The sequence below is a fragment of the Pseudomonas sp. P7759 genome (assembly GCF_013386445.1).
GTDB lineage: Bacteria > Pseudomonadota > Gammaproteobacteria > Pseudomonadales > Pseudomonadaceae > Aquipseudomonas > Aquipseudomonas azotoformans_A.
Map to the genome: position 1 here is coordinate 12,252 of NZ_JACART010000003.1, position 24,457 is coordinate 36,708.

23 protein-coding genes are annotated in these 24,457 nt (G+C 60.3%); 19 read left to right on the top strand and 4 right to left on the bottom strand.

All coding sequences use genetic code 11. The features are described 5' to 3' along the window. Window positions 1–4: 4 nt before the first annotated feature. The 15 genes from hscB (at window position 5) to HX823_RS00860 (ending at window position 14,369) form a co-directional block, all read left to right on the top strand. Window positions 5–526, top strand: a complete 522-nt coding sequence (gene hscB, locus HX823_RS00790; protein WP_095013455.1) for a co-chaperone HscB — start codon at window positions 5–7, stop codon at window positions 524–526. A 53-nt stretch (window positions 527–579) separates the two neighbouring features. After that, window positions 580–2,442 carry a Fe-S protein assembly chaperone HscA gene (hscA, locus tag HX823_RS00795; protein WP_177073910.1) on the top strand — a complete coding sequence of 621 codons (1,863 nt, stop codon included), beginning with the start codon at window positions 580–582 and terminating at the stop codon, window positions 2,440–2,442. Between the two features lie 3 nt (window positions 2,443–2,445). Beyond that, window positions 2,446–2,787, top strand: coding sequence for an ISC system 2Fe-2S type ferredoxin (gene fdx / locus HX823_RS00800; protein WP_015885743.1), 342 nt, complete (start codon window positions 2,446–2,448; stop codon window positions 2,785–2,787). 14 nt (window positions 2,788–2,801) lie between these two features. Continuing rightward, window positions 2,802–3,002: a Fe-S cluster assembly protein IscX gene (iscX, locus tag HX823_RS00805; protein ID WP_016977667.1), complete on the top strand. Its 201-nt coding sequence runs from the start codon at window positions 2,802–2,804 to the stop codon at window positions 3,000–3,002. A gap of 92 nt (window positions 3,003–3,094) precedes the next feature. Continuing rightward, a complete protein-coding gene (ndk, locus tag HX823_RS00810; RefSeq protein ID WP_003175956.1) occupies window positions 3,095–3,520 on the top strand; it encodes a nucleoside-diphosphate kinase in 426 nt (141 codons plus the stop codon). A gap of 29 nt (window positions 3,521–3,549) precedes the next feature. Further along, window positions 3,550–4,698 carry a 23S rRNA (adenine(2503)-C(2))-methyltransferase RlmN gene (gene rlmN, locus HX823_RS00815; protein ID WP_177073911.1) on the top strand — a complete coding sequence of 383 codons (1,149 nt, stop codon included), beginning with the start codon at window positions 3,550–3,552 and terminating at the stop codon, window positions 4,696–4,698. A gap of 12 nt (window positions 4,699–4,710) precedes the next feature. Further along, window positions 4,711–5,469 carry a type IV pilus biogenesis/stability protein PilW gene (gene pilW / locus HX823_RS00820; RefSeq protein ID WP_177073912.1) on the top strand — a complete coding sequence of 253 codons (759 nt, stop codon included), beginning with the start codon at window positions 4,711–4,713 and terminating at the stop codon, window positions 5,467–5,469. Then, the gene (locus HX823_RS00825) at window positions 5,469–6,464 is read left to right on the top strand and encodes a RodZ family helix-turn-helix domain-containing protein (RefSeq protein ID WP_177073913.1); all 996 of its coding nucleotides are present in this window, start codon (window positions 5,469–5,471) and stop codon (window positions 6,462–6,464) included. The genes pilW and HX823_RS00825 overlap by 1 nt, the downstream gene beginning before the upstream one ends. 2 nt (window positions 6,465–6,466) lie before the next feature. Further along, window positions 6,467–7,576, top strand: coding sequence for a flavodoxin-dependent (E)-4-hydroxy-3-methylbut-2-enyl-diphosphate synthase (gene ispG, locus HX823_RS00830; RefSeq protein ID WP_003175952.1), 1,110 nt, complete (start codon window positions 6,467–6,469; stop codon window positions 7,574–7,576). Between the two features lie 23 nt (window positions 7,577–7,599). Beyond that, window positions 7,600–8,889 (top strand): histidine--tRNA ligase, encoded by a 1,290-nt coding sequence (gene hisS, locus HX823_RS00835; protein ID WP_038848797.1) that lies wholly within the window; start codon window positions 7,600–7,602, stop codon window positions 8,887–8,889. Window positions 8,890–8,930: 41 nt separating this feature from the next. Further along, complete coding sequence (locus HX823_RS00840; protein WP_016977673.1) at window positions 8,931–9,572, top strand: tetratricopeptide repeat protein; 642 nt, start codon at window positions 8,931–8,933, stop codon at window positions 9,570–9,572. Next, a complete protein-coding gene (gene bamB, locus HX823_RS00845) occupies window positions 9,565–10,716 on the top strand; it encodes an outer membrane protein assembly factor BamB (RefSeq protein WP_033898622.1) in 1,152 nt (383 codons plus the stop codon). Before HX823_RS00840 ends, bamB begins: the two co-directional genes overlap by 8 nt. A 134-nt stretch (window positions 10,717–10,850) precedes the next feature. Then, the gene (gene der / locus HX823_RS00850) at window positions 10,851–12,320 is read left to right on the top strand and encodes a ribosome biogenesis GTPase Der (protein WP_016977675.1); all 1,470 of its coding nucleotides are present in this window, start codon (window positions 10,851–10,853) and stop codon (window positions 12,318–12,320) included. A 121-nt stretch (window positions 12,321–12,441) separates the two neighbouring features. Then, complete coding sequence (locus HX823_RS00855) at window positions 12,442–13,590, top strand: pyridoxal phosphate-dependent aminotransferase (RefSeq protein ID WP_177073914.1); 1,149 nt, start codon at window positions 12,442–12,444, stop codon at window positions 13,588–13,590. Next, window positions 13,578–14,369, top strand: a complete 792-nt coding sequence (locus HX823_RS00860) for an amidohydrolase (RefSeq protein WP_177073915.1) — start codon at window positions 13,578–13,580, stop codon at window positions 14,367–14,369. The genes HX823_RS00855 and HX823_RS00860 overlap by 13 nt, the downstream gene beginning before the upstream one ends. 176 nt (window positions 14,370–14,545) lie before the next feature. On the opposite strand, the gene leuA is transcribed toward HX823_RS00860, so the two are convergent. From leuA to HX823_RS00880, 4 genes are all read right to left on the bottom strand, one after another. Continuing rightward, window positions 14,546–16,225 carry a 2-isopropylmalate synthase gene (gene leuA / locus HX823_RS00865; RefSeq protein ID WP_016977678.1) on the bottom strand — a complete coding sequence of 560 codons (1,680 nt, stop codon included), beginning with the start codon at window positions 16,223–16,225 and terminating at the stop codon, window positions 14,546–14,548. Window positions 16,226–16,549: 324 nt separating this feature from the next. Then, window positions 16,550–17,371: a M23 family metallopeptidase gene (locus HX823_RS00870; RefSeq protein ID WP_061433992.1), complete on the bottom strand. Its 822-nt coding sequence runs from the start codon at window positions 17,369–17,371 to the stop codon at window positions 16,550–16,552. 3 nt (window positions 17,372–17,374) lie between these two features. Next, window positions 17,375–18,754 carry an exodeoxyribonuclease VII large subunit gene (xseA, locus tag HX823_RS00875; protein WP_177073916.1) on the bottom strand — a complete coding sequence of 460 codons (1,380 nt, stop codon included), beginning with the start codon at window positions 18,752–18,754 and terminating at the stop codon, window positions 17,375–17,377. Window positions 18,755–18,763: 9 nt separating this feature from the next. Then, the gene (locus tag HX823_RS00880; protein ID WP_177073917.1) at window positions 18,764–19,654 is read right to left on the bottom strand and encodes a LysR family transcriptional regulator; all 891 of its coding nucleotides are present in this window, start codon (window positions 19,652–19,654) and stop codon (window positions 18,764–18,766) included. A gap of 99 nt (window positions 19,655–19,753) precedes the next feature. On the opposite strand from HX823_RS00880, the gene HX823_RS00885 reads away from it, so the two are divergent. The 4 genes from HX823_RS00885 to guaA all read left to right on the top strand — a co-directional run bounded on the left by HX823_RS00885 (window position 19,754) and on the right by guaA (window position 24,456). Beyond that, the gene (locus HX823_RS00885) at window positions 19,754–20,521 is read left to right on the top strand and encodes a sulfite exporter TauE/SafE family protein (protein WP_177073918.1); all 768 of its coding nucleotides are present in this window, start codon (window positions 19,754–19,756) and stop codon (window positions 20,519–20,521) included. 154 nt (window positions 20,522–20,675) lie between these two features. Then, window positions 20,676–21,224 carry a hypothetical protein gene (locus HX823_RS00890; protein ID WP_021492272.1) on the top strand — a complete coding sequence of 183 codons (549 nt, stop codon included), beginning with the start codon at window positions 20,676–20,678 and terminating at the stop codon, window positions 21,222–21,224. Between the two features lie 104 nt (window positions 21,225–21,328). Then, on the top strand, window positions 21,329–22,798 hold the full coding sequence (guaB, locus tag HX823_RS00895; RefSeq protein WP_016977684.1) for an IMP dehydrogenase: 1,470 nt from the start codon (window positions 21,329–21,331) through the stop codon (window positions 22,796–22,798). A gap of 80 nt (window positions 22,799–22,878) precedes the next feature. Then, window positions 22,879–24,456 carry a glutamine-hydrolyzing GMP synthase gene (gene guaA, locus HX823_RS00900; RefSeq protein ID WP_016977685.1) on the top strand — a complete coding sequence of 526 codons (1,578 nt, stop codon included), beginning with the start codon at window positions 22,879–22,881 and terminating at the stop codon, window positions 24,454–24,456. Window position 24,457 lies beyond the last annotated feature (1 nt).

Genomic DNA, 24,457 nt, shown 5'->3' on the forward strand with positions numbered 1-24,457 from the left:
ATTCGTGGGTACTCCTTGTCATTTCGCTTTATTCGAGCTGCAGCCGAGTTTTCGCCTGGACCTTGAGCAGCTTGCCACGCGCTACCGAGAATTGGCGCGTGGGGTGCATCCGGACCGCTTCGCTGACGCTTCCGAGCGTGAGCAGCGCCTGGCGCTGGAGCGGTCGGCCAGCCTCAACGAAGCCTATCAGACCCTGAAAAACCCGCCCAAGCGCGCACGCTACCTGCTTGCGATGAACGGTGGCGAGTTGCCGCTTGAAGTGACGGTGCACGACCCGGACTTCCTGATGCAGCAGATGCAGTGGCGCGAAGAGCTCGAAGAGTTGCAGGACGAAGCCGATCTGGCTGGCGTCGCAGTCTTCAAGCGTCGTCTGAAAACGGCCCAGGATGAGCTCAACGAAAGCTTCGCAGCCTGTTGGGATGATGCAGCGCAACGTGAACAGGCCGAACGCCTGATGCGGCGCATGCAGTTCCTCGACAAGCTCACCTACGAAGTGCGCCAGCTAGAAGAGCGCCTCGACGATTAACCCCGTGTGCTGCCCGTGATGCACGCCTGATAGACAGATAAGACCTGATTACCATGGCCCTACTGCAAATCGCCGAACCCGGCCAAAGCCCTCAACCGCACCAGCGTCGCCTGGCGGTCGGGATTGACCTGGGCACCACCAATTCCCTGGTTGCTGCCTTGCGCAGCGGCCTGTCCGAGCCGTTGCCCGACGCTGACGGCCAGGTGATCCTGCCGTCTGCCGTGCGCTACCACGCTGATCGCACTGAAGTCGGTGACTCGGCCAAGTTGGCCGCGTCTACTGATCCTCTGAATACTGTGTTGTCGGTCAAGCGCTTGATGGGTCGTGGTCTGTCCGACGTCAAGCAACTGGGCGACCAGCTGCCGTATCGCTTTGTCGGCGGTGAATCCCACATGCCGTTCATCGACACTATCCAGGGCCCGAAAAGCCCGGTGGAAGTGTCGGCCGATATCCTAAAGGTGCTGCGCCAGCGCGCGGAAAAAACCCTGGGTGGCGAACTGGTTGGTGCGGTGATCACCGTTCCGGCTTATTTCGATGATGCACAGCGCCAAGCCACCAAGGATGCGGCGAAACTCGCCGGCTTGAACGTGCTGCGCCTGCTCAATGAGCCGACTGCGGCGGCCGTGGCTTATGGCCTCGACCAGCACGCAGAAGGCCTTGTCGCTATTTACGACCTGGGCGGCGGCACCTTTGATATTTCTATCCTGCGCCTGACCGGCGGCGTCTTCGAAGTGCTGGCCACCGGTGGTGACAGCGCCCTGGGCGGCGATGACTTCGACCACGCCATTGCGGGCTGGATCATCAGCAGCGCCGGCTTGTCGGCCGATCTGGATCCGGGCGCGCAGCGTAACCTGCTGCAAACCGCCTGCGCCGCCAAGGAAGCGCTGACGGAGGCTGCAACCGTTGGAGTTTCCTACGGCACCTGGTCGGCCCAACTGACGCGCGAAGCCTTTGATGCGTTGATCGAACCGATGGTTGCCCGCAGCCTGAAAGCTTGCCGCCGTGCCGTGCGTGACTCCGGTATCGAGCTGGAAGATGTCGGCGCCGTGGTCATGGTCGGTGGCTCCACCCGTGTGCCGCGCGTGCGTGAAGCCGTCGCCGAAGCCTTCGGTCGCCAGCCGCTGACGGAAATCGACCCGGATCAAGTGGTCGCCATTGGCGCTGCAATCCAGGCCGATACCCTGGCGGGCAACAAGCGCGACGGCGGCGAATTGCTGCTGCTCGACGTGATTCCGCTGTCCCTGGGGCTGGAAACCATGGGCGGCTTGATGGAGAAGGTGATTCCACGCAACACCACCATTCCCGTCGCCCGCGCCCAGGACTTCACCACGTACAAAGATGGCCAGACGGCCATGATGATCCACGTGCTGCAAGGTGAGCGCGAGCTGATCAGCGACTGCCGCTCCCTGGCGCGTTTTGAATTGCGCGGTATCCCGGCGATGGTCGCGGGTGCGGCGAAGATCCGCGTGACCTTCCAGGTCGACGCCGATGGCCTGTTGAATGTGGCCGCGCGTGAGCTGGGTTCAGGCGTTGAGGCGAGCATCCAGGTCAAGCCGTCCTACGGCCTCACCGACGGTGAAATCGCCAAGATGCTCAAGGACTCGTTCCAATATGCCGGTGACGACAAGGTCGCCCGTGTATTGCGTGAGCAGCAAGTCGACGCCCAGCGCCTGCTCGAAGCGGTGCAGGGCGCCCTGGAAGCTGACGGCGAGCGCCTGTTGGATGCCGAAGAGCGCATGGTCATTGACCTGCAGATGCAGGAACTGGCCGAACTGATGAAAGGCGACGATGGTTATGCCATCGAGCAACAGACCAAGCGCCTGTCGCAAGTGACCGATGCTTTTGCCGCCCGTCGTATGGACCAGACGGTCAAAGCCGCCCTGGCGGGACGCAACCTGAATGAAATCGAGGAATAATTAATGCCGCAGGTCATTTTTCTGCCACACGCCGAGCATTGCCCGGACGGTATGGTCGTGGAGGCTGAGACCGGCAAGTCCATCCTCGAAGTTGCCCATGACAACCACATCGAGATCGAAAGCGCCTGCGGCGGTGTGTGCGCTTGCACCACGTGCCACTGCGTCATCCGCGAGGGCTTCAACAGCCTTGAAGAGGCTGATGAGCTGGAGGAGGACTTTCTCGACCGCGCATGGGGCCTGGAGGCGACTTCGCGTCTAAGCTGTCAGGCAAAGGTCGGCACGGAAGACATCACTGTCGAAATTCCGAAATATTCCCTCAACCACGCCGCCGAAGCGCCGCATTGATTCAAGGAAGTGTCATGAGTCTTAAATGGGTTGATGTGCAAGAGATCGCTATCCTGTTGGCGGATGCCAACCCGGATCTGGATCCTTACTCCCTGAACTTTGTAGCTTTGCGTGACATGGTCATGGCGTTGCCAGGGTTCGAAGATGAGCGTGATCGCGGCGGTGAGAAGGTTCTGGAAGCTATCCAGACTGCCTGGAAAGAAGAACAGGACTGACGCCTCCCTTTACGCAGTTAGGCAATACCCAATAACCCGCGTATAATTCGCGGGTTTAATTTTTCGTAAATTACCGTTTCTGGAGTTACACCATGGCTGTTCAACGTACTTTCTCCATCATCAAGCCTGACGCTGTTGCAAAAAACGTCATCGGCGAGATCACCACTCGTTTCGAAAAAGCCGGCCTGAAGGTTGTAGCTTCGAAACTCAAGCAACTGTCCAAGGCTGAAGCTGAAGGCTTCTACGCTGAGCACAGCGCTCGTGGTTTCTTCGGCGACCTGGTTGCCTTCATGATCTCCGGTCCTGTTGTTGTTCAGGTTCTGGAAGGCGAAAACGCTATCGCTCTGAACCGTGAGCTGATGGGCGCTACCAACCCTAAAGAAGCGGCTGCCGGCACCATCCGTGCTGACTTCGCTGAATCCATCGACGCCAACGCTGTACACGGCTCGGATTCCGAAGCTGCCGCTGCTCGCGAAATCTCGTACTTTTTCGCTGCTACTGAAGTAACCGCTCGCTAAGCATCGGCTTAAAGAGTGAGGGTGAATCCATGACTACATCGACTGTTAAAACCAACCTGCTGGGTCTGACTCAGCCGGAAATGGAGAAATTCTTCGACTCAATCGGGGAGAAGCGTTTCCGTGCCGGTCAGGTAATGAAATGGATTCACCATTTTGGTGTCGATGATTTCGACGCCATGACGAACGTCAGCAAGGCCCTGCGCGACAAGCTCAAGGCCATTGCTGAAGTGCGTGGTCCCGAAGTGGTCAGCGAGGACATCTCCAGCGACGGCACCCGTAAGTGGGTGGTGCGCGTGGCGTCCGGCAGCTGCGTCGAGACCGTGTACATTCCCCAGGGCAAACGCGGCACCTTGTGCGTTTCGTCCCAGGCAGGCTGTGCCCTGGACTGCAGTTTCTGCTCCACCGGCAAGCAAGGCTTCAATAGCAACCTCACCGCCGCCGAAGTCATCGGCCAGGTGTGGATTGCCAACAAATCGTTTGGCAGCGTCCCGGCGACCGTCGACCGTGCCATCACCAACGTGGTGATGATGGGCATGGGTGAGCCGCTGCTGAACTTCGACAACGTCATTGCGGCCATGCACCTGATGATGGACGACCTGGGCTACGGCATCTCCAAGCGCCGTGTAACCCTGTCGACCTCCGGCGTGGTACCGATGATCGATGAGCTGGCCAAGCACATCGACGTCTCCCTGGCGTTGTCGCTGCATGCACCGAATGACGCATTGCGTAACCAATTGGTGCCAATCAACAAGAAGTATCCGCTTAAGATGCTGCTCGAATCTTGCCAGCGTTACATGGCGACCCTGGGCGAAAAACGCGTGTTGACCATTGAGTACACCATGCTCAAGGACATCAACGACAAGGTCGAACACGCGGTCGAGATGATCGAATTGCTCAAGAACACCCCGTGCAAGATCAACCTGATTCCGTTTAACCCGTTTCCCCATTCTGGCTACGAGCGGCCGAGCAACAACGCCATCCGCCGTTTCCAGGATCAACTGCACCAGGCCGGCTACAACGTCACCGTCCGCACCACCCGTGGTGAAGACATCGATGCCGCCTGTGGTCAATTGGTCGGGCAGGTGATGGACCGTACCCGCCGCAGCGAACGTTATATCGCCGGGCGTGAGTTGAAAGCCGCTGACGATTTACCGCTGATTGCTGTGAATCGAATCTGAGAGAGGATCTCTATGCCCTTGCGCCTTGCGCTGCTCTTGCTTGTTACCGGTCTTGCGGCCGGTTGTGTTTCATCGGGCCATGAGAGCCCTTTGCAAACCGGTAAAGGCCGTGACGAGGCGCGGGTTGCCTATGTGCAACTGGGCTTGGGTTACCTGCAACAAGGCATGAGCGAGCAAGCCAAGGTGCCGTTGAAAAAGGCGCTGGAGCTGGACGGCGACGATGCCGACGCCAATGGCGCACTGGCCCTGGTGTTCCAGGCCCAGGCCGAGCCTGAACTGGCCGAACAGTATTTCCACAAGGCCCTGGCCTCCCGTCCTGCCGACCCGCGGCTGCTGAACAATTACGGCAGCTTTCTGTCCGAGCAGAAACGTTATGACCAGGCTGCCCTTTATTTCCAGCAAGCCAGCGCCGATACCCTCTATCCTGAGCGTTCACGGGTGTTCGAGAACCTTGGGGTGACCTCGATGCGCCTCGGTCAGCGCGACAGCGCCCGCCAGCAACTGGAAAAAGCCCTGCATTTGAACGGTCGCCAGCCTCGGGCGTTGCTCGAAATGGCTGAGTTATCCTTTGATGACAGGCATTATGTGCCGGCACGTGACTATTACGAGCGTTTTAGCCTGCTCAGCGGGCAAAATGCACGTAGTCTATTGCTCGGTGTGCGCCTGGCGACGGTTCATGAAGAACGCGACACGGCCGCACGTTTTGGCCAGCAACTCGAACGACTCTATCCCGGTACGCCGGAATATCAGCAATACCTGTCGGAGCAATGATGAAAGCGGCGCACCCGGAAGTTGTAGCAGCTAATCGCGTAAACCCAGGCGACACCTTGCGTCAGGCCCGCGAAAGCAATGGTTGGTCGCTGGCGGAAGTGGCCCTCAAGCTCAATTTGACCACGACGTCCCTGGGCAACCTGGAAGCTGGCGCGTTCGATAAGCTGCCTGGGCACACCTTTGCCCGCGGCTATATCCGCGCCTACGCCAAATTGCTGGGGATCGACCAGGCCATACTGGTCCAGGAGTTCGACCAATTCACCGGCACCGACTCCCAGGGCAGCAATGTCCACGGCCTGGGGCGTATCGAAGAGCCAGTGCGGGTTTCCCACACGATTTTGCGCATTGTCAGCCTGTTGCTGCTGATCGCGGTCATTGGTGGCGGTTTCGTCTGGTGGCAAGACCAGACCTCCCAGCGCACCAAGGACCTGACCAGCAACGCCATGGAGCACGTTGAGGTCGAAAGCGCTGACGGCACCACCCAGATTCATCCGCTGGACGAGCCGGAAGACCAGGCTGTTGCCGAAAGCCAGGCTGCGCCTGAAGCACCGGCGGCCACCGATCAGCCAGCACCGGAAACTGCGCCAGCCGCGACTGCTGCGGTACCGGCCCCTGCGACACCCGCTACGCCGGTCCACACTCCGGCTGCCCCGGTTGCTCAGGCCCATACCCCGGCCGCACCCGTGCAGACGCCGACAACTACGCCGACAGCCCCTGCGATATCCCCGCCCACCACCCCTGCGTTGATCGCCGGTGATGGCCGTGTACAGATTACCTTCGTCGCTGACTGCTGGACGCAAGTCACCGATGGCAACGGCAAAGTGCTGTTCAGCGGTCTGAAGCGTAAGGGAGATACGCTCGACCAGGGCGGCAAGCCTCCTTTGACGCTGCGTCTGGGCTTTGCCCGTGGCGCGCAAGTGGCCTACAACGGCCAGCCTGTGGACGTGGCGCCGTTCACCAGTGGCGAGACCGCTCGCCTGAAGTTGGGACAATAGTCATGCACGGCGAATCTCCAATCAAACGTCGCGTATCGCGCAAGATCTGGGTCGGCTCGGTGCCGGTGGGTGGCGATGCCCCCATCGCGGTACAAAGCATGACCAACAGCGACACCAATGACGTGGCCGCCACCGTTGCCCAGATCAACCGTCTGGAAGCTGCGGGCGTCGACATCGTGCGCGTCTCCGTGCCGGACATGGACGCTGCCGAAGCTTTCGGCCGCATCAAGCAACTGGTCAAGGTGCCATTGGTTGCCGACATTCACTTCGACTACAAGATCGCTTTGCGCGTGGCCGAGCTGGGTGTGGACTGCCTGCGCATCAATCCGGGCAACATCGGTCGCGAAGACCGTGTGCGCGCCGTGGTGGATGCTGCCCGTGACCGTGGCATTCCGATCCGTATCGGCGTCAACGCCGGTTCCCTGGAAAAAGACCTGCAAAAGAAATACGGCGAACCGACTCCGGCGGCGCTGGTTGAATCGGCGCTGCGCCACGTTGAACACCTTGAACGCCTGAATTTCCAGGACTTCAAGGTCAGCGTAAAGGCCTCCGACGTGTTCATGGCGGTAGAAGCCTACCGCCTGTTGGCCAAGGAAATCGTGCAGCCGCTGCACCTGGGTATCACTGAAGCAGGCGGTTTACGCTCAGGCACAGTGAAATCTGCGGTGGGTCTCGGTATGCTGCTCGCCGAAGGGATTGGCGATACCATCCGCATCTCGCTGGCAGCAGACCCTGTAGAGGAAGTGAAAGTCGGTTACGACATTCTCAAATCCCTGCGTTTGCGTTCCCGTGGCATCAATTTCATTGCCTGCCCGAGCTGCTCGCGGCAGAACTTCGACGTGGTGAAAACCATGAACGATCTGGAATTGCGCCTTGAAGACCTGCTGGTGCCGCTGGATGTTGCGGTGATCGGCTGTGTGGTCAACGGGCCGGGCGAGGCCAAAGAGGCCCATGTGGGCCTGACCGGTGGTACGCCGAACCTGATCTACATCGACGGCAAGCCGTCGCAGAAGTTGACGAATGACAATCTGGTGGATGAGCTGGAAAAGCTGATCCGCGAGAAAGCGGCCGAAAAGGTCGCGGCTGACGCAGCGCTGATCGCGCGCGGCTGATTGAACGAATTTAAGGATTTGATGTGAGCAAGTCTCTGCAAGCCATTCGTGGCATGAACGACATCCTGCCGGAACAGACGCCGCTGTGGCGCTATTTCGAGGGCACTGTCGCGCGCCTGCTGGATAACTACGGTTACAAGCAGATCCGCATGCCGATCGTCGAGTTCACCGAGCTGTTCAAGCGCTCCATCGGTGAAGTGACCGACATCGTCGAAAAAGAGATGTACACCTTTGAAGACCGCAACGGCGACTCCCTGACCCTGCGTCCGGAAGGCACCGCTGCGTGCGTGCGTGCCGTGCTTGAGCATGGTCTCACCGGTGCTGGCCAGCCACAGAAATTGTGGTACATCGGCCCGATGTTCCGTCACGAACGCCCACAGAAAGGCCGTTATCGCCAGTTTCACCAGATCGGCCTGGAAGTGTTCAACATCGACGGCCCGGACATCGACGCCGAGCTGATCGTGCTGACCTGGCGCCTGTGGGGCCTGCTGGGCATCCGCGACGCGGTCAAGCTTGAACTCAACAGCCTGGGCACCAGCGAATCCCGTGGTCGCTACAAAGTGGCCCTGGTCGAGTACCTGTCCGCCCACCTGGACAAGTTGGACGAAGACAGCCAGCGCCGTCTGAAGACCAACCCGTTGCGCGTCCTCGATACCAAGAACGCCGACACCCAGGCCGTGCTGGTCAACGCGCCGAAAATGGCTGATTACCTGGACGACGAGTCCCGTATCCACTTCGAGGGCCTCAAGGCTCGTCTGGAAGCGGCCGGTATTCCGTTTGTGATCAACACCAAGCTGGTGCGTGGCCTCGATTACTACAGCAAGACCGTATTCGAATGGGTCACCGATAAACTCGGCGCCCAGGGCACCGTGTGTGCCGGTGGCCGTTACGACGGCCTGGTCGAGCAGATGGGCGGCAAACCGACCACCGGCGTGGGCTTCGCCATGGGCATCGAGCGGCTGATCCTGCTGCTGGAAACCCTGGAGCAGGTCCCGGAAGAGATCGCCCGTCAGGTGGACGTGTACCTCTGCGCCTTTGGCGAGGCCGCCGAACTGGCTGCCCTGGCCCTGAGCGAAAAGGTCCGCGACCAACTGCCAAACCTGCGCCTGCAGGTCAATGCCGGTGCCGGCAGCTTCAAGAGCCAGTTCAAGAAGGCCGACAAGAGCGGTGCGCTGTATGCGCTGATCCTCGGCGAAGACGAACTGGCCCAGCAAGTGATAGGTTTCAAACCCCTGCGTGGCCAGGGCGAGCAACAGAACATTGCCTTTGATGCGCTCGCTGCGCACTTGGCCACCTGCGTTGTGCAGGGTTGAAGCTGTCGAACAGCCGAATTTAGCGATTAAGGAGTATTGGGGTGTCGAGTTCTGATGATGATCAACTGGCCGAGTTCAAGGACTGGTGGCAGCGTAACGGCAAGCCCCTGGTTACTGGCGGTCTGCTGGCTTTAGTGGTGGTGTTCGGCTGGCAAGCCTGGACCAAGTATCAGGCCAACCAGTCCCAAGGCGCCTCGATCCTCTATCAGCAATTGCTGGAAACCACCCTGACGCCGGACGGTAAGCCCGATCCTGCGCAGGTTGCAGACCTGGCCGGCAAGCTGAAGAACGAATTCGGCGGTAGCACCTACGCCCAATACGGCAGCCTGTTCGTCGCGAAAGTCGCGGTCGACACCGGCAAGCTGGACGACGCCGCTGCAGAGCTGAAGGCTATCGCCGACAAGCCGACCAACCCGACCCTGGGTGAAATCGCACGTCAGCGCCTGGCTCAGGTATTGGCGGCACAGAACAAGGCTGACGAAGCACTCAAACTGCTCGACGGCGATGCTGACAAGGCATTTGTAGCCACTCGCGAAGAGCTCAAGGGCGACCTGTTGGTCCAATTGGGTCGTACCGACGAAGCCAATGCTGCGTACCAAAAAGCCAAGGCGGCGCTGTCTGATGAAGCGGCGGTCGGTGGCTTACAAATCAAGCTGGACGACTTGGCCAAAGGGGATGCGTGACGTGATCCGTTGGAAACATGCAGCATTGCTGGCTCTGGCCGTTCTGGCCGCGGGTTGCAGCAGCAACAGTAAAAAAGAACTGCCTCCGGCCGAGCTGACCAGCTTCAAGGAAGAAGTGGTCCTGCAAAAGCAGTGGAGCCGCTCCATCGGTGACGGTCAGGGCGAAACCTACAACATGTTGGTGCCGGCAATCGACGGTGACAACATTGTGGCCGCTGACGTGACTGGCGTGGTGATCTCCATGGATCGCATGAACGGTGACGTGAAGTGGAAGAAAGACCTCGAGTTGCCAGTCTCCGGCGCCGTCGGCGTGGGTTACGGCATGGTGATGCTCGGCACGCTGAAAGGCGAAGTCGTGGCCCTGGACTCCAGCACCGGTGAAGAGAAATGGCGCGCTCGCGTGACCAGTGAAGTCCTCGCACCGCCTGCTACCAACGGCGATATCGTCGTGGTGCAAACCCAGGACGATCGTGTAATCGGCCTCGACGCCAGCACCGGCGAACAGCGTTGGTTGTATGACAGCACTCCAGCGGTGCTGACCTTGCGCGGTACCAGTGGTCCGATTGTGACCAACAATCTGGCCGTTGCAGGTCTGTCGACCGGTAAAGTGGTCGCTCTGGATACCCAGAACGGCGTGCCGGCCTGGGAAACCCGTGTGGCCATCCCGCAAGGTCGTTCCGAGCTGGACCGTGTAGTGGACATCGACGGCGGCCTGCTGCTGTCCGGTGAAACCCTCTACGTCGCTACCTACCAGGGCCGTGTTGCGGCACTGGACCTGCAGAGCGGCCGTGTGAACTGGCAGCGTGATGCTTCCAGCTACGCCGGTGTCGCCCAAGGGTTTGGCAGCGTCTATGTAAGCCTGGCGTCCGGCACCGTTGAAAGTGTCGACGAACGCTCTACTACCGCGCTGTGGAGCAACGACTCCCTGGCTCGCCGTCAGCTGTCGGCACCGGAAGTGTTCTCCAGCTACGTCGCAGTCGGTGACTTCGAAGGCTACCTGCACCTGCTGAGCCAGGTGGACGGTCGCTTCGTAGGTCGCGAGCGTATCGACAGCGACGGCCTGCGTGCGCGTCCGCTGGTCGTGGGTAACATGCTTTATGTGTTTGGCAACAGCGGCAAGCTGGAAGCCCTGACCATCAAGTAAGAACTATGCTTGGGGTAACACCCAGGCGGCCCCGCTTCGGCGGGGCATGCGGCATTTGATTATGCTGCCCCGAGCACCAGCCGCTGCCCTGCAGCGGCTTTTGTATTTTCTGAAATAACGAAGTGGAGAGCCGCATGGTTCCCGTAATCGCCCTGGTGGGCCGACCTAACGTCGGCAAGTCCACCTTGTTCAACCGCCTGACCAGGACTCGCGACGCCATCGTCGGCGACTTGTCCGGTCTGACCCGTGATCGCCAATACGGTGAGGCAAAGTGGCAAGGGCGCTCCTACATTATTGTCGACACCGGTGGTATCTCCGGTGACGAGCATGGCATGGACGAAAAGATGGCCGAGCAGTCGCTGCTGGCCATTGAAGAAGCCGATGTCGTGTTGTTCCTGGTGGACGCCCGTGCGGGCTACACCGCTGCTGACCAAATGATTGGCGAGCACCTGCGCAAGCGCAACAAACGTTCCTATCTGGTCGCGAACAAGATCGACAACATCGATCCTGAAGCGGCCCGTGCCGAATTCAGCCCGATGGGCCTGGGCGATGCAATTCCGGTCGCCGGTGCCCACGGTCGCGGTATCACCCAGATGCTGGAAATTGCCCTGCGCGATTTCCCTAAGGATGATGTCGAGGAAGAAGAGGGCGAAGAGGAAATCGTTGCCGAAGGTGAGGAAGCCAAGCGCATTCCTGGCCCGAGCGAAAAAGACGGTATCAAGATCGCCATCATCGGCCGCCCTAACGTCGGCAAGTCGACCCTGGTCAACCGCATGCTCGGTGAAGACCGGGTTATCGTGTACGACCAACCCGGCACCACCCGCGACAGCATCTACATCCCGTTCGAACGCAACGAGGAAAAGTACACGCTGATCGACACCGCTGGTGTGCGCAAGCGCGGCAAGATCCACGAGGAAGTTGAAAAGTTCTCGGTGGTGAAAACCCTGCAGGCGATCAAAGACGCCAACGTGGTGATCTTCGTGATGGACGCCCGCGAAGGCGTGGTGGACCACGACCTCAACCTGTTGGGCTTTGCCCTGGAGGCCGGTCGGGCACTGGTGATCGCGATCAACAAGTGGGACGGCATGACGCCAAGCGAGCGCGATTTCGTCAAGATCGAGCTGCAACGTCGCCTGTTCTTCGTCGAGTTCGCCGATATCCACTTTATCTCGGCACTGCACGGCACCGGCGTGGGCAACCTCTACGCGTCCGTCCAGAACTCGTTCAAGTCCGCGGTCACCCGCTGGCCGACCAACCGTCTCACCCAGATCCTGGAAGACGCTGTTGGCGAGCACGCGCCGCCGATGGTCAACAACCGCCGGATCAAACTGCGTTACGCCCACTTGGGTGGTGCCAACCCGCCGATTATCGTGATCCACGGTAACCAGATCGAGAAGGTGCCGAAGTCCTATGTGCGTTACCTGGAAAACACCTACCGCCGTGTCTTGAAACTGGTCGGTACGCCGATCCGTATCGAGTTCAAGGGTGGTGAGAACCCATACGAAGGCAACAAGAACACACTGACTGACCGTCAGGTGAACAAGAAGCGTCGTTTGATGACTCACCATAAGAAGGCCGACAAGAAGCGCCGTGACAAGAAATAACGGCGGCTTCGAGTTGTGAGAGAGGGCTCCTTTGGAGCCCTTTTTTGTGCGCGGTGGTTTGTGCCTTGACCCGGTGCAGTTGGCAGCTTAAAACTTGGGGCTCACCTGCAGGGGCCTTTCGATGATCACCAGTAAGCTGCCGAATGTCGGCACGACCATTTTCACCACCATGTCGCAACTCGCTGCTGAAACCGGCGCGCTCAACCTGTCCCAGGGCTTCCCGGACTTCAATGGCCCCCAGGCTTTGCTCGACGCGGTGGGCAAGCACATCGCCCTCGGGCATAACCAATATGCGCCTATGACCGGCCTGCCGGTGCTGCGTCAGCAAGTGGCCGCCAAGATCGCCCGCAGTTATGGCGCCACGGTCAATGCCGACAGTGAAGTGACCATCACCCCTGGCGCCACCGAGGCGATCTTCTGCGCAATCCAGGCGGTGATTCGCACTGGCGATGAAGTCATCGTGTTCGACCCCAGCTACGACAGCTATGAGCCTTCGGTGGAGTTGGCGGGCGGTCGCTGCGTGCATGTGCAACTGACCCTGGACGGCTTTGCCCTCGACTTCGAGAAGATCAAGGCGGCGCTGTCACCGCGCACGCGCATGATCATTCTCAATACCCCGCACAACCCGACAGGTGCCTTGATCAGCCACGCCGAGCTGGACCAATTGGCCGAACTGATCCGTGACCGTGATATCTACCTGGTCAGCGACGAAGTCTACGAACATCTGGTCTTTGACGGCGTGGCCCATGTCAGCGTGTTGGCCCATGAAGAGCTTTATCAGCGCGCGTTCGTGGTCAGCTCTTTCGGCAAGACCTACCACGTCACCGGCTGGAAAACCGGCTATGTCGTCGCACCGCCAGCCCTCACCGCCGAACTGCGCAAGGTGCACCAATACGTCAATTTCTGCGGCGTGACCCCACTGCAACACGCGCTGGCCGACTTCATGGCTGAACACCCGGAGCATGTCGACGAGCTGCCGGCCTTCTACCAGGCCAAGCGTGACCTGTTCTGCGATCTGCTGGCGCCGTCCCGTTTCAGCTTTACCCGAGTGACCGGTACCTACTTCCAACTGGTGGATTACTCACAGATCCGCCCGGACCTGGATGACGTCGCCATGTCCCTGTGGATGACCCGCGAACACGGCGTGGCCACCATCCCGGTCTCGGTGTTCTACCAGACCCCACCGCAAGGCCAGCGCCTGGTACGCCTGTGCTTTGCCAAACGCGAGGAGACGCTGCGCCAAGCGGCGGAAAAACTATGCGTGATCTGAGTGCACTGCCGAACCTGAACATCGCCCTGGTCCAGACCAGCCTGGCCTGGCATGACCGCCAGGCCAACCTCGAGCATTTCGAACTGCTGTTGGAGCAAGCCAAAGGCGCCGATTTGATTGTGTTGCCGGAGATGTTCACCACCGGCTTCTCGATGGAGTCGCAAGCCCTGGCAGAGCCTGAAAACGGCCCGACCCATCATTGGCTCCAGGCCCAGGCGGCGAAGTACAACGCGGTGATTACCGGCAGTGTGATCATCCAGGCCGCCGACGGCAGTCACCGCAATCGCCTGCTGTGGGCGCGGCCGGATGGCGAGGTGTTGCATTACGACAAGCGCCATCTGTTCCGCATGGCCGGTGAACAAAATCACTACACGCCGGGCGAACGCCAGGTGCAGTTCGAATTGAAGGGCTGGCGTATTCGCCCGTTGATTTGCTACGACCTGCGTTTCCCGGTGTGGAGCCGCGACGCCCAGGACACCGACCTGCTGCTGTACACCGCCAACTGGCCGGGGGCGCGGCGTTCACACTGGAACCGGTTGCTGCCGGCGCGGGCTATTGAAAACCTGTGCTATGTGGCGGCAGTGAATCGGGTGGGCACGGATGGGAAGGGCTTTGCCTACACCGGGGATAGCCAGGTGCTGGACTTCCAGGGTGAGACCTTGCTGAGTGCGGGCGAGGCGGATGGGGTGTTTCAGGTGAGCCTGGATGCGGCGGAACTGGCTGCGTATCGCAGCCGGTTTCCAGCCAACCTGGATGCCGATATTTTTCAGTTTGTCTGAAGCACCGCCTTCGCGAGCAAGCCCGCTCCCACACTTGACCGCGTTTATCCTGTAGGAATGCGGTCAAAATGTGGGAGCGGGCTTGCCCGCGAAGAGGCCATCAGCATCACCCACAACCCAAAGCAAAAAAGGCCCCAGGATTCTCATCCAGGGGCCTTTCGCATTTCAGCAGCCAGTTACGCCGCTTTGGCTTCCTGCTGGCTCAGCGACCGGTTCAGCGCACTGAACAGCGCCTTGAAGCTGGCCGTGGTGATGTTTTCATCAATACCCACGCCATGCACCGGACGCTCACCGTTCACACGCAGCTCGATGTAGGCCGCTGCCTTGGCGTTGGTACCTGCACCGATTGCATGTTCGTTGTAGTCCATGATCTCCACGCCAATCGGCAGGCCAGCCACCAGCGCTTCCAGCGCGCCGTTGCCTTTGCCTTTCCAGTGCAGGTTGGTTTCGCCCTGGCCCTTGCCCGAGACTTCCACCTCGACAAAGCTGTTGCCGTTTTCTTCCTGCAGACGATGGCTGACCAGCGCGTACGGGGTGTTGGCTTGCAGGTATTCACGCTGCAGCAAGGCGTAGATCTGCGGCGCCGTCATCTCCAGGCCCACGCGGTCGGTTTCGGCCTGTACTACCTGGCTGAACTCGATCTGCATGCGACGCGGCAAGCTGATGTCGTATTCCTGCTCCAGCAGGTAGGCGATGCCGCCTTTGCCCGACTGGCTGTTCACGCGAATCACCGCCTCGTAGCTGCGGCCGATGTCGGCCGGGTCAATCGGCAAGTACGGTACTTCCCACAGTGCGTCGTCTTTCTGCTGGCTGAAGCCCTTGCGGATGGCGTCTTGGTGGGAGCCAGAGAACGCGGTGTGCACCAGGTCGCCAACGTACGGGTGACGCGGGTGAACCTGGATCTGGTTGCACTCCTCGACGACCTTGCGCACGCCGTCGATGTCGGAGAAGTCCAGCTGCGGGTCGAGGCCCTGGGTGTACATGTTCAGGGCCACGGTGACCAGGTCGACGTTACCGGTACGCTCGCCGTTGCCGAACAGGCAGCCTTCGACACGGTCGGCACCGGCCATCAGGCCCAGCTCGGTGGCGGCTACGCCAGTGCCACGGTCGTTGTGGGTGTGCAGGCTGATGATCACGCTGTCACGACGGTTGATATGGCGACCGAACCACTCGATCTGGTCGGCATAGATGTTCGGCGTGGCGCATTCCACGGTAGCCGGCAGGTTGAGGATCATCTTGTGCTCAGGCGTCGGGTTCCACACCTCGATCACCGCGTCACACACTTCCTTGGCGAACTCCAGCTCAGTGGCGCTGAAGGTCTCCGGAGAGTATTCGAAGGTCCACTGGGTTTCCGGCTGCTGGGCGGCGTACTTGACGAACAGCTTGGCCGCGTTGACCGCGATGGCCTTGATGCCGTCCTTGTCCTGGTTGAACACGATGCGGCGGAAGGACGGCGAGGTCGCGTTGTACAGGTGCACGATGGCCTTCTTGGCGCCGCGCAGGGATTCGAAGGTGCGTGCGATCAAGTCTTCACGGCCCTGGGTCAGCACCTGGATGGTGGTGTCCTCGGGGATGTGGTTGTCTTCGATCAGGGTACGTACGAAGTCGAAGTCGGTTTGCGAGGCGGCTGGGAACGATGCTTCGATTTCCTTCACGCCGACGGCAACCAGGGTCTTCCAGAAACGCAGCTTTTTCACCGCGTCCATCGGCTCGATCAGCGACTGGTTGCCATCACGCAGGTCGGAGCTGCACCAGATCGGCGCTTCGGTGATGGTCTTCGACGGCCAGGTGCGGTCCGGGATGTCGATGGTCGGGAACGCGCGGTACTTCGAAGACGGGTCTTTGAGCATGCTCATCGGGAAATCCTTTGTTGTAGGGGCCGAGAAAAGGCGGCCTGCCGTAGAACTGTTTTTGGGGATAAAACGTAAAAACGAGGCAGATCGATTCAGCCTGGCAGTCGTGCGCTGACAAGGCACAGGCTGCGGTGCTGGCGGAGCTGAATGAGGGTGTGAGAGGTTTTCATAAGCCCAACCCTAACCGTCGGGGTGAAAGATGGCAAGCAGTCGCTAAAAATTGAGAGAAGTTCTGCTATCTACGTAGGAAACGAGATTTTGTGCCTAAAGATGTGTCGAGGGCTTGTTTTAATTGCGCGCCCATTATCAGGCGCGCAATCGAGCGTTTCAGGGTTGGAATGCGCCGATAAAGATCGCCGGGTCGACCCGTGCGTCGTTCAGGCTGACGTTCCAGTGCATGTGCGGCCCGGTCGCGCGGCCCGTGGCACCGACTTTACCCACCACCGCCCCACGCGTGAGCTGGTCACCGACTTTCACGTCTATCTTCGACATGTGGCAGAACATGCTGATAAAGCCCTGGCCGTGGTCGACGAACACGGTATTGCCGTTGAAGAAGTAGTTGCCCACCAGAATCACTTTGCCGTTGGCCGGCGTCTTGATCGGCGTACCGGCCGGCACGGCAAAGTCCAGGCCCGAATGGGGATTGCGCTCTTCACCGTTGAAGAACCGTCGCACCCCGAACTTGCTCGACAGTGGCCCGTTTACCGGTTTGTCCAACACCAGGTTGCTCGGCAGGTTAGGGCTGAAACTGCGATAAGCCTTGATCTGCACCGCCAGCTCCGCCTCGATGCGTTTCAGCTGTGCTGGGTCGGGGTTCACCTGGCTTTTGTTCTTCAGGGTGATGCGCTGTTCCGGGTACTTCTTGTAGCCGACGATAAACGGCAGGTTGCGCCCGCCGCTGCTGATGCGTTCGTTGCCGGGCTTGACCGTCAACGGGATGCCAACAATCGCCAGCCAGTTGTCCGCTTCCTTCACCACCAGCACTGGCTTGCCCAGGTACGTGGCCTTGGGCGCGGCGGCGGAAGGGCCCAGTTCGACCACGGCAACGCCGCCCGGCACCGGCTTGTTCAAGGTGCGGGTGATGTAGCTATCGGCATGGGCATTAAAGGCAAGGCACAGCAGCATCAACACACTAAAGAGACGTGGCATCAATCAATCCAATAACGAAAGGGTGACGGGTGTCAGGTGGTTGTCTTCCACCCGCACTTGCAATTGGCCCTCACCGAGACGCGCGGTGAGGCGCTGTCCGGTGTGGGTCTGCGCGGCATTGCGAATGGCCTGGCCGCGCTCGTCCAGCAGGATGCTGTAGCCACGGCCCAGGGTCGCCAATGGGCTGACCACGTGCAGCGTCTGCATCTGGCTTTGCAGTTGCAGGCGTCGCGCCTTGAGGCCTTCGCGCATGGCACGGGGCAGACGTTCGGCAAGGCTGTCCAGGCGTTGGCGCAGCAGCGCCAGTTGGCGGCCGGGGTGTTGGCCGGCGAGGCGGGTTTCCAGGCGGATCAGGCGCTCGCGGCGGGTATTGAGGCTACGTTCGAAGGCGCGGCGCAGGCGCATGTCCAGGTCGTCCAGGCGCTGGGCTCGCTGGCGCAGACGTTCGCCAGGATGACGCAGACGTCGCGCCATGCCTTCCAGGCGCAGGCGGTCATGGCTCAGGCGATTGCGCATCAGCATCACCAGGCGGCGGTGCAGGTTTTCAACCTGACGCACCAGATGACTGGCGTCCGGCGCGAGCAATTCGGCTGCGGCGGAGGGCGTAGGGGCGCGCACGTCGGCCACGAAGTCGCTGATGGACACATCGGTCTCATGCCCGACGGCGCTGACGATTGGCGTGACGCACGCATCCACCGCACGGGCCACGGCTTCTTCGTTGAAGCACCAGAGGTCTTCAAGCGAACCGCCGCCACGGGCCAGGATCAGCGCATCGAAGCCGCGTGCATCGGCCAGTTTCAGTGCGCGCACAATCTGTGGGATGGCTTCGCGGCCTTGCACGGCGGTGGGGATGAGGGTCAGTTCAATGTTTGGCGCGCGGCGACGGAACACGCTGATGATGTCGCGGATCACCGCGCCGGTCGGCGAACTGATGATGCCGATGCGCCGAGGGTGCGCTGGCAGTGGCACTTTGCGTTCAGCGCTGAACAGGCCTTCGGCGCTGAGCTTTTCCTTCAGCGCGTCGAACGCCAGGCGCAATGCCCCATCACCGGCCGGCTCCACGGTATCGAGGATCAGCTGGTAATCACCCCGGCCCTCAAACAAAGAGACTTTGCCGCGCACCTTCACCGCCAGGCCATCTTTCAACGCCTGCCGCACCCGCGCGGCGTTGTTGCGAAACAGCGCGCAACGCACTTGGGCGCCGCTGTCCTTGAGGGTGAAATACACATGGCCGGAAGCCGGGCGGGCGAGGTTGGAGATCTCGCCTTCGACCCAGATATTGGTGAACACGTCTTCCAGCAACACCCGCGCACGGCCGTTGAGCTGGCTGACAGTCAGGACTTCGCGGTCCAGGCCCAGACGGGCAAAAGGATCTTTAATCATGGCGGCAGTTTATAGGCATTCGTGCAAGGTTTGGCAGAATTGCTCCACCAGCGCGCTCGGCTTCTGCGCGTAGGCCAGGGCCACGGTGCTGAGGCAGTCCGGGTCGGCCAGGGGCAAAAAGTGCACAGTGGCAGGGGCGATGTCCTGCATGGATTTTGGTAACAAGGCAATACCAAAGCCGGCCTGGATCAACTGCAACTGGGTGGTCTTGCGCGACATCACCCGCGCGGCCTTGGGGAAAAATCCCGCGCGCATGCACAGCTCGGCTGACAGATAACTCAAGCCGCCCCGCTGGGGATGGGGGATCGAGATAAACGCTTCGTCCTTCAATTGCTCCAATTCGACAGGCGCATTGCTGCGCGCCAGCCCATGATTCGGCGGCACCGCCAGCAACAATTGCTCGCGATATAAAGGCACGACTCGCACGCCCTCGCGCTGGCGCAAGACGGGCAGGCGCAACAGCCCGACCTCCAGGCGACCGTCGGCGATTTCTTCCAACTGCGCTTCGGAGGACAGTTTGACGATGTCCATCGACACCCCAGGGCAGCGTTCCAGCCAGGTGCTGATGCCTTGCAGCAACGGGCCGCTCATCGGCACAGTGCTTGAATGGCTCAGGCGCAGCGTGCCCAATTCGCCGTTGCCCACTTGCGTTGCCATTTCACTGGCCCTGAGCAGCTCGTTCAGCAGGTTGCGCGCTCGCGGGTAGAAGGCTTCACCCGCGGCGGTGAGTCGGGGTTGGCGTGCGGTGCGTTCGAACAGTGGCGTTTGCAACTGGGTTTCCAGCTCCTTGATCTGTCGGCTCAAGGCGGACTGCGCCACAAACAGGCGCTCGGCGGCGGCGCTGAAGCTGCCGCTGTCGGCGATTTCGACGAAGTAACGCAGTTGGCGGGTGGAAATCACACGTCATGCCTTTTCGAGATGGGTGGAGGGCTTTGAAGATATTAGTCGCATCCCTCGCCGCTGGCTAAAGTGATGGCTATCTCGAATAAGGAATCACCCATGAGCCCGGTTGAGCTGATGAGCCAATGGTCGTTTGGCGGTGTGGATTGGCTGGTAATCGGCCTGGGCATTGTCGTGGCCTATATCGTGTTCGGTATCGCGGGATTTGGCACCGCATTGGTGGCGGGGCCGCTGCTGATCCTGTTCATGCCGCTGTCGAAGATCATCCCACTGTTGGTACTGCTGGATTTTGTCGCGGCATTTGGCAATCTGCTGCAATCGCGGCAGGACGTAAATAAGCCGGAATTGCTGCGCTTGCTGCCGTGCATGGCGATTGGTTGCACATTGGGCGTGGTGTTTTTGCTCAACCTGCATTCGGATTTGTTGCTGTTGCTGATGGGCTTGTTCATCAGTGCCTACGCCCTCTACAGCCTGGCGGTAAAGGCTCGGCCGACGCAGATGGCGGCGGGTTGGTCGGTTCCCATGGGCACCGTCGGTGGTTTATTCGGCGCATTGTTTGGCAGTGGCGGCTTTCTCTATGCGATCTATCTGAACAGCCGCCTGCCCAAGGACGCGGCGCGCGCCACCCAAAGTGCGTTGATCAGTTGCAGCACGGTGGTGCGCCTGAGCCTGTTTTTGATCGCTGGGGTGTATGCGGATTTGCCGTTGTTGATGTTGGCGCTGTGTCTGTTGCCAGCGATGGCCCTCGGGCTGTGGTGTGGGCGCAGGCTGACGATGCGCATGTCCCGTGAGGCGTTTGTAAGGTTGGTGACGTGGTTGGTGCTGGCGAGTGGGATTGCGTTGATTGGGCGTTACTTGAGCACTTGACCTGATTTCTTCAGGGATTAAGCTGCCAGCCTTCAGGGCCTCTTCGCGAGCAAGCCCGCTCCCACATTCGAGCGCATTTCTCCTGTAGGAATGCGGCCACCTGTGGGAGCGGGCTTGCCCGCGAAGGCGTCAGACGCCACACCGCAGGATTCTCATGAACTCCCAAAGCATCCTTGTCCCGAAAATCTCCACCTTGCCCGTCCACGAACCCCGCGCCCGGGCAATCGTGCGTTGGCTGGTGCGCAAGAACATCATCAAGGAAGAACTCACCACCTGCGGCCGCACCGGCAACCGCATGGGCTATGCCCTGGCCGATGGCGCCCGCGCCGTGGTGTTGTACCCCGAGGCGCTGCCGTTCAATGAGCCGATCAACGGCCTTGAGATCATCTACAAACGCTGCATCTACACACCCGCCAAGGGGTTTCTCGAAGAAGCCGGTTGCCCGGAATGCCGCAAGGAAGTCGGCGAAGCCCTGTTCGAAAGCCTCGAAGACTGGATGCCTGGCCACACCGACAACTTCACCTGCCCTCTGTGTGGGCATGAAGACGACATCAACGGGTTCCTGTTCCTACAGGAATGCGGGTTTTCCAACCTGGGATTCATCTTCAACAACTGGGCTGAGGCCGGGTTCAAGCAGAGTTTTATCGACGAATTTGCCGATTGGCTGGACCAGAAGATGAGTTGGGTCAAAGTCGAGTTGTAACCCATCTATCAGTATTCCCAAGTTTGTCAGAGTTTTACATTGAGCCCGGCAGGGTGCATGTATATAATGGCGCGCTTCCATTTTCCCGCTCGGGAGCCCCCGCGATGCTGCGTATCAGCCAAGAAGCTCTGACATTCGACGACATTCTCCTAGTGCCCGGTTATTCCGAGGTGCTTCCTAACGAAGTCAGTCTCAAGACCCGCCTAACCCGTGGCATCGAGCTGAATATTCCCCTTGTTTCCGCTGCCATGGACACTGTCACTGAAGCCCGTCTGGCCATCGCCATGGCTCAGGAAGGCGGCATCGGCATCATCCACAAGAACATGACCATCGAGCAGCAAGCTGCCGAAGTGCGCAAGGTCAAGCGTTACGAAGCCGGTGTGGTGAAAGATCCGATCACCATCGAAGCCGACGCCACCGTGCGTGACCTGTTCGACCTGACCCGCCTGCACAACATCTCCGGCGTTCCGGTGCTGCACGATGGCGACCTGGTCGGCATCGTCACTTCCCGTGACGTGCGTTTCGAGAACCGTCTTGAAGTTACCGTCCGTGAAGTGATGACGCCCAAAGAGCGTCTGGTCACTGTCAAGGAAGGCGCCGACAAGAACGATGTGCGCGAACTGCTGCACAAGCACCGTATCGAGCGCGTGCTGATCGTCGACGACAAATTCGCCCTCAAAGGCATGATGACCGTCAACGACATCGAAAAAGCCAAGGCTTACCCGCTGGCCAGCAAGGATGACCAAGGTCGTCTGCGTGTTGGCGCGGCAGTCGGCACCGGTAAAGACACCGGCGACCGTGTTTCGGCCCTGGTCGCTGCCGGCGTTGACGTGGTGGTGGTCGATACCGCCCACGGTCACTCCAAAGGCGTGATCGACCGCGTGCGTTGGGTCAAACAGAATTTCCCTGACGTGCAAGTGATCGGCGGCAACATCGCAACCGGCGCTGCCGCCAAGGCCCTGGCCGAAGCGGGCGCGGATGCGGTCAAGGTCGGTATCGGCCCTGGCTCGATCTGCACCACCCGTATCGTTGCCGGTGTAGGCGTGCCGCAAATCAGCGCCATCGCCAACGTCGCCGCTGCCCTTGAAGGCACCGGTGTTCCGTTGATCGCCGATGGCGGTATCCGTTTCTCCGGTGACCTGTCCAAGGCCATCGTCGCCGGTGCTTCCTGCGTGATGATGGGCTCGATGTTCGCCGGTACTGAAGAAGCGCCAGGCGAGATCGAACTGTTCCAGGGCCGTTCCTACAAGGCTTACCGCGGCATGGGTTCGCTGGGCGCCATGTCCCAGGCGCAAGGCTCCTCCGATCGTTACTTCCAGGACTCCTCGGCAGGCGCCGAGAAGCTCGTTCCGGAAGGCATCGAAGGCCGTGTGCCGTACAAAGGCACCCTGAGCGCGATCATCCATCAACTGATGGGCGGCCTGCGTTCCTCGATGGGCTACACCGGCAGCGCCGACATCGAAGAAATGCGCACCAAGCCAGAGTTCGTACGGATCACCGGCGCCGGCATGGCTGAATCCCATGTCCACGACGTGCAGATCACCAAGGAAGCGCCAAACTACCGCGTAGGTTGATGCTTCCAGCAAAATGTTAAGTAACCGGGGCTGTTCTTCAGCCCCGAGTTGTTTCTGATTCATTAGACGAGACTGACTTCATGGCCCTCGACATTCACGCCCACCGTATCCTGATCCTCGATTTCGGTTCCCAGTACACCCAGCTGATCGCCCGCCGCGTGCGTGAAATCGGCGTGTACTGCGAACTGCATCCGTTCGACATGGACGACGAAGCGATCCGCGAATTCGCACCGAAAGGCGTCATCCTCGCCGGTGGTCCAGAGTCCGTGCACGAAGCCAACAGCCCACGCTGCCCGCAAGCCGTATTCGACCTGGGCGTCCCGGTCTTCGGCATCTGCTACGGCATGCAGACCATGGCCGAGCAACTGGGCGGCAAGGTTGAAGGTTCCGAACTGCGTGAATTCGGTTATGCCCGTGTGGATGTGGTCGGTAAGAGCCGCCTGCTGGACGGCATCGAAGACCACGTCGACGCCGACGGCCTGTTCGGCCTCGACGTGTGGATGAGCCACGGTGACAAGGTCACCAAGATGCCGGAAGACTTCCACATCCTGGCCAGCACCCCGAGCTGCCCGATCGCCGGCATGTTCAGCGACGAGCGTCGTTACTACGGCGTGCAGTTCCACCCGGAAGTGACCCACACCAAGCAAGGCGGCCGCATCCTGTCGCGCTTCATCCTCGACATCTGCGAGTGTGAAGCCCTGTGGACCCCGTCGAAAATCGCTGAAGACGCCATCGCCCAGGTGCGCGCTCAGGTCGGCACCGACAACGTACTGCTCGGCTTGTCCGGCGGCGTTGACTCCTCCGTGGTAGCGGCCCTGCTGCACAAAGCCATCGGCGACCAACTGACCTGCGTCTTCGTCGACAACGGCCTGCTGCGCCTGCACGAAGGTGAGCAAGTGATGGCCATGTTCGCCGAGAACATGGGCGTCAAGGTGATCCGCGCCAACGCTGAAGATCAGTTCCTGAACAACCTGGCCGGCGAGTCCGACCCAGAGAAGAAGCGCAAGATCATCGGCCGCACCTTCATCGACGTGTTCGATGCCCAGTCCAACAAACTGGACAACATCAAGTACCTCGCCCAGGGCACCATCTACCCTGACGTGATCGAGTCGGCTGGCGCCAAGAGCGGCAAGGCCCACGTGATCAAGTCCCACCACAACGTGGGTGGCCTGCCTGAGGAAATGAACCTCAAGCTGGTAGAACCGCTGCGCGAACTGTTCAAGGACGAAGTCCGCCGCCTGGGCCTGGAGCTCGGCCTGCCGTACGACATGGTCTACCGCCACCCATTCCCAGGCCCAGGCCTGGGCGTGCGGATCCTGGGTGAAGTGAAGAAGGAATACGCCGACCTGCTGCGTCGCGCCGACCACATCTTCATCGAAGAACTGCGCAAGGCCGACTGGTACCACAAAGTCAGCCAGGCATTCGTGGTATTCCAACCGGTGAAATCGGTGGGCGTGGTTGGCGATGGCCGTCGTTACGCCTGGGTTGTGGCCCTGCGTGCGGTAGAAACCATCGACTTCATGACTGCCCGCTGGGCGCACCTGCCGTACGAGCTGCTGGAAACCGTCAGCGGTCGTATCATCAATGAGATCGAAGGTATCTCGCGCGTTACTTACGACGTGTCGAGCAAGCCGCCGGCGACGATTGAGTGGGAGTGAT

What these genes read in the sequence shown, in the direction of transcription:
- hscA (WP_177073910.1), top strand. Translation starts at nt 580, where the DNA reads ATGGCCCTACTGCAAATCGCCGAACCCGGCCAAAGCCCTCAACCGCAC.
- fdx (WP_015885743.1), top strand. Translation starts at nt 2,446, where the DNA reads ATGCCGCAGGTCATTTTTCTGCCACACGCCGAGCATTGCCCGGACGGT.
- iscX (WP_016977667.1), top strand. Translation starts at nt 2,802, where the DNA reads ATGAGTCTTAAATGGGTTGATGTGCAAGAGATCGCTATCCTGTTGGCG.
- ndk (WP_003175956.1), top strand. Translation starts at nt 3,095, where the DNA reads ATGGCTGTTCAACGTACTTTCTCCATCATCAAGCCTGACGCTGTTGCA.
- rlmN (WP_177073911.1), top strand. Translation starts at nt 3,550, where the DNA reads ATGACTACATCGACTGTTAAAACCAACCTGCTGGGTCTGACTCAGCCG.
- pilW (WP_177073912.1), top strand. Translation starts at nt 4,711, where the DNA reads ATGCCCTTGCGCCTTGCGCTGCTCTTGCTTGTTACCGGTCTTGCGGCC.
- HX823_RS00825 (WP_177073913.1), top strand. Translation starts at nt 5,469, where the DNA reads ATGAAAGCGGCGCACCCGGAAGTTGTAGCAGCTAATCGCGTAAACCCA.
- ispG (WP_003175952.1), top strand. Translation starts at nt 6,467, where the DNA reads ATGCACGGCGAATCTCCAATCAAACGTCGCGTATCGCGCAAGATCTGG.
- bamB (WP_033898622.1), top strand. Translation starts at nt 9,565, where the DNA reads ATGCGTGACGTGATCCGTTGGAAACATGCAGCATTGCTGGCTCTGGCC.
- der (WP_016977675.1), top strand. Translation starts at nt 10,851, where the DNA reads ATGGTTCCCGTAATCGCCCTGGTGGGCCGACCTAACGTCGGCAAGTCC.
- HX823_RS00855 (WP_177073914.1), top strand. Translation starts at nt 12,442, where the DNA reads ATGATCACCAGTAAGCTGCCGAATGTCGGCACGACCATTTTCACCACC.
- HX823_RS00860 (WP_177073915.1), top strand. Translation starts at nt 13,578, where the DNA reads ATGCGTGATCTGAGTGCACTGCCGAACCTGAACATCGCCCTGGTCCAG.
- leuA (WP_016977678.1), bottom strand. Translation starts at nt 16,225, where the DNA reads ATGAGCATGCTCAAAGACCCGTCTTCGAAGTACCGCGCGTTCCCGACC.
- HX823_RS00870 (WP_061433992.1), bottom strand. Translation starts at nt 17,371, where the DNA reads ATGCCACGTCTCTTTAGTGTGTTGATGCTGCTGTGCCTTGCCTTTAAT.
- xseA (WP_177073916.1), bottom strand. Translation starts at nt 18,754, where the DNA reads ATGATTAAAGATCCTTTTGCCCGTCTGGGCCTGGACCGCGAAGTCCTG.
- HX823_RS00885 (WP_177073918.1), top strand. Translation starts at nt 19,754, where the DNA reads ATGAGCCCGGTTGAGCTGATGAGCCAATGGTCGTTTGGCGGTGTGGAT.
- HX823_RS00890 (WP_021492272.1), top strand. Translation starts at nt 20,676, where the DNA reads ATGAACTCCCAAAGCATCCTTGTCCCGAAAATCTCCACCTTGCCCGTC.
- guaB (WP_016977684.1), top strand. Translation starts at nt 21,329, where the DNA reads ATGCTGCGTATCAGCCAAGAAGCTCTGACATTCGACGACATTCTCCTA.
- guaA (WP_016977685.1), top strand. Translation starts at nt 22,879, where the DNA reads ATGGCCCTCGACATTCACGCCCACCGTATCCTGATCCTCGATTTCGGT.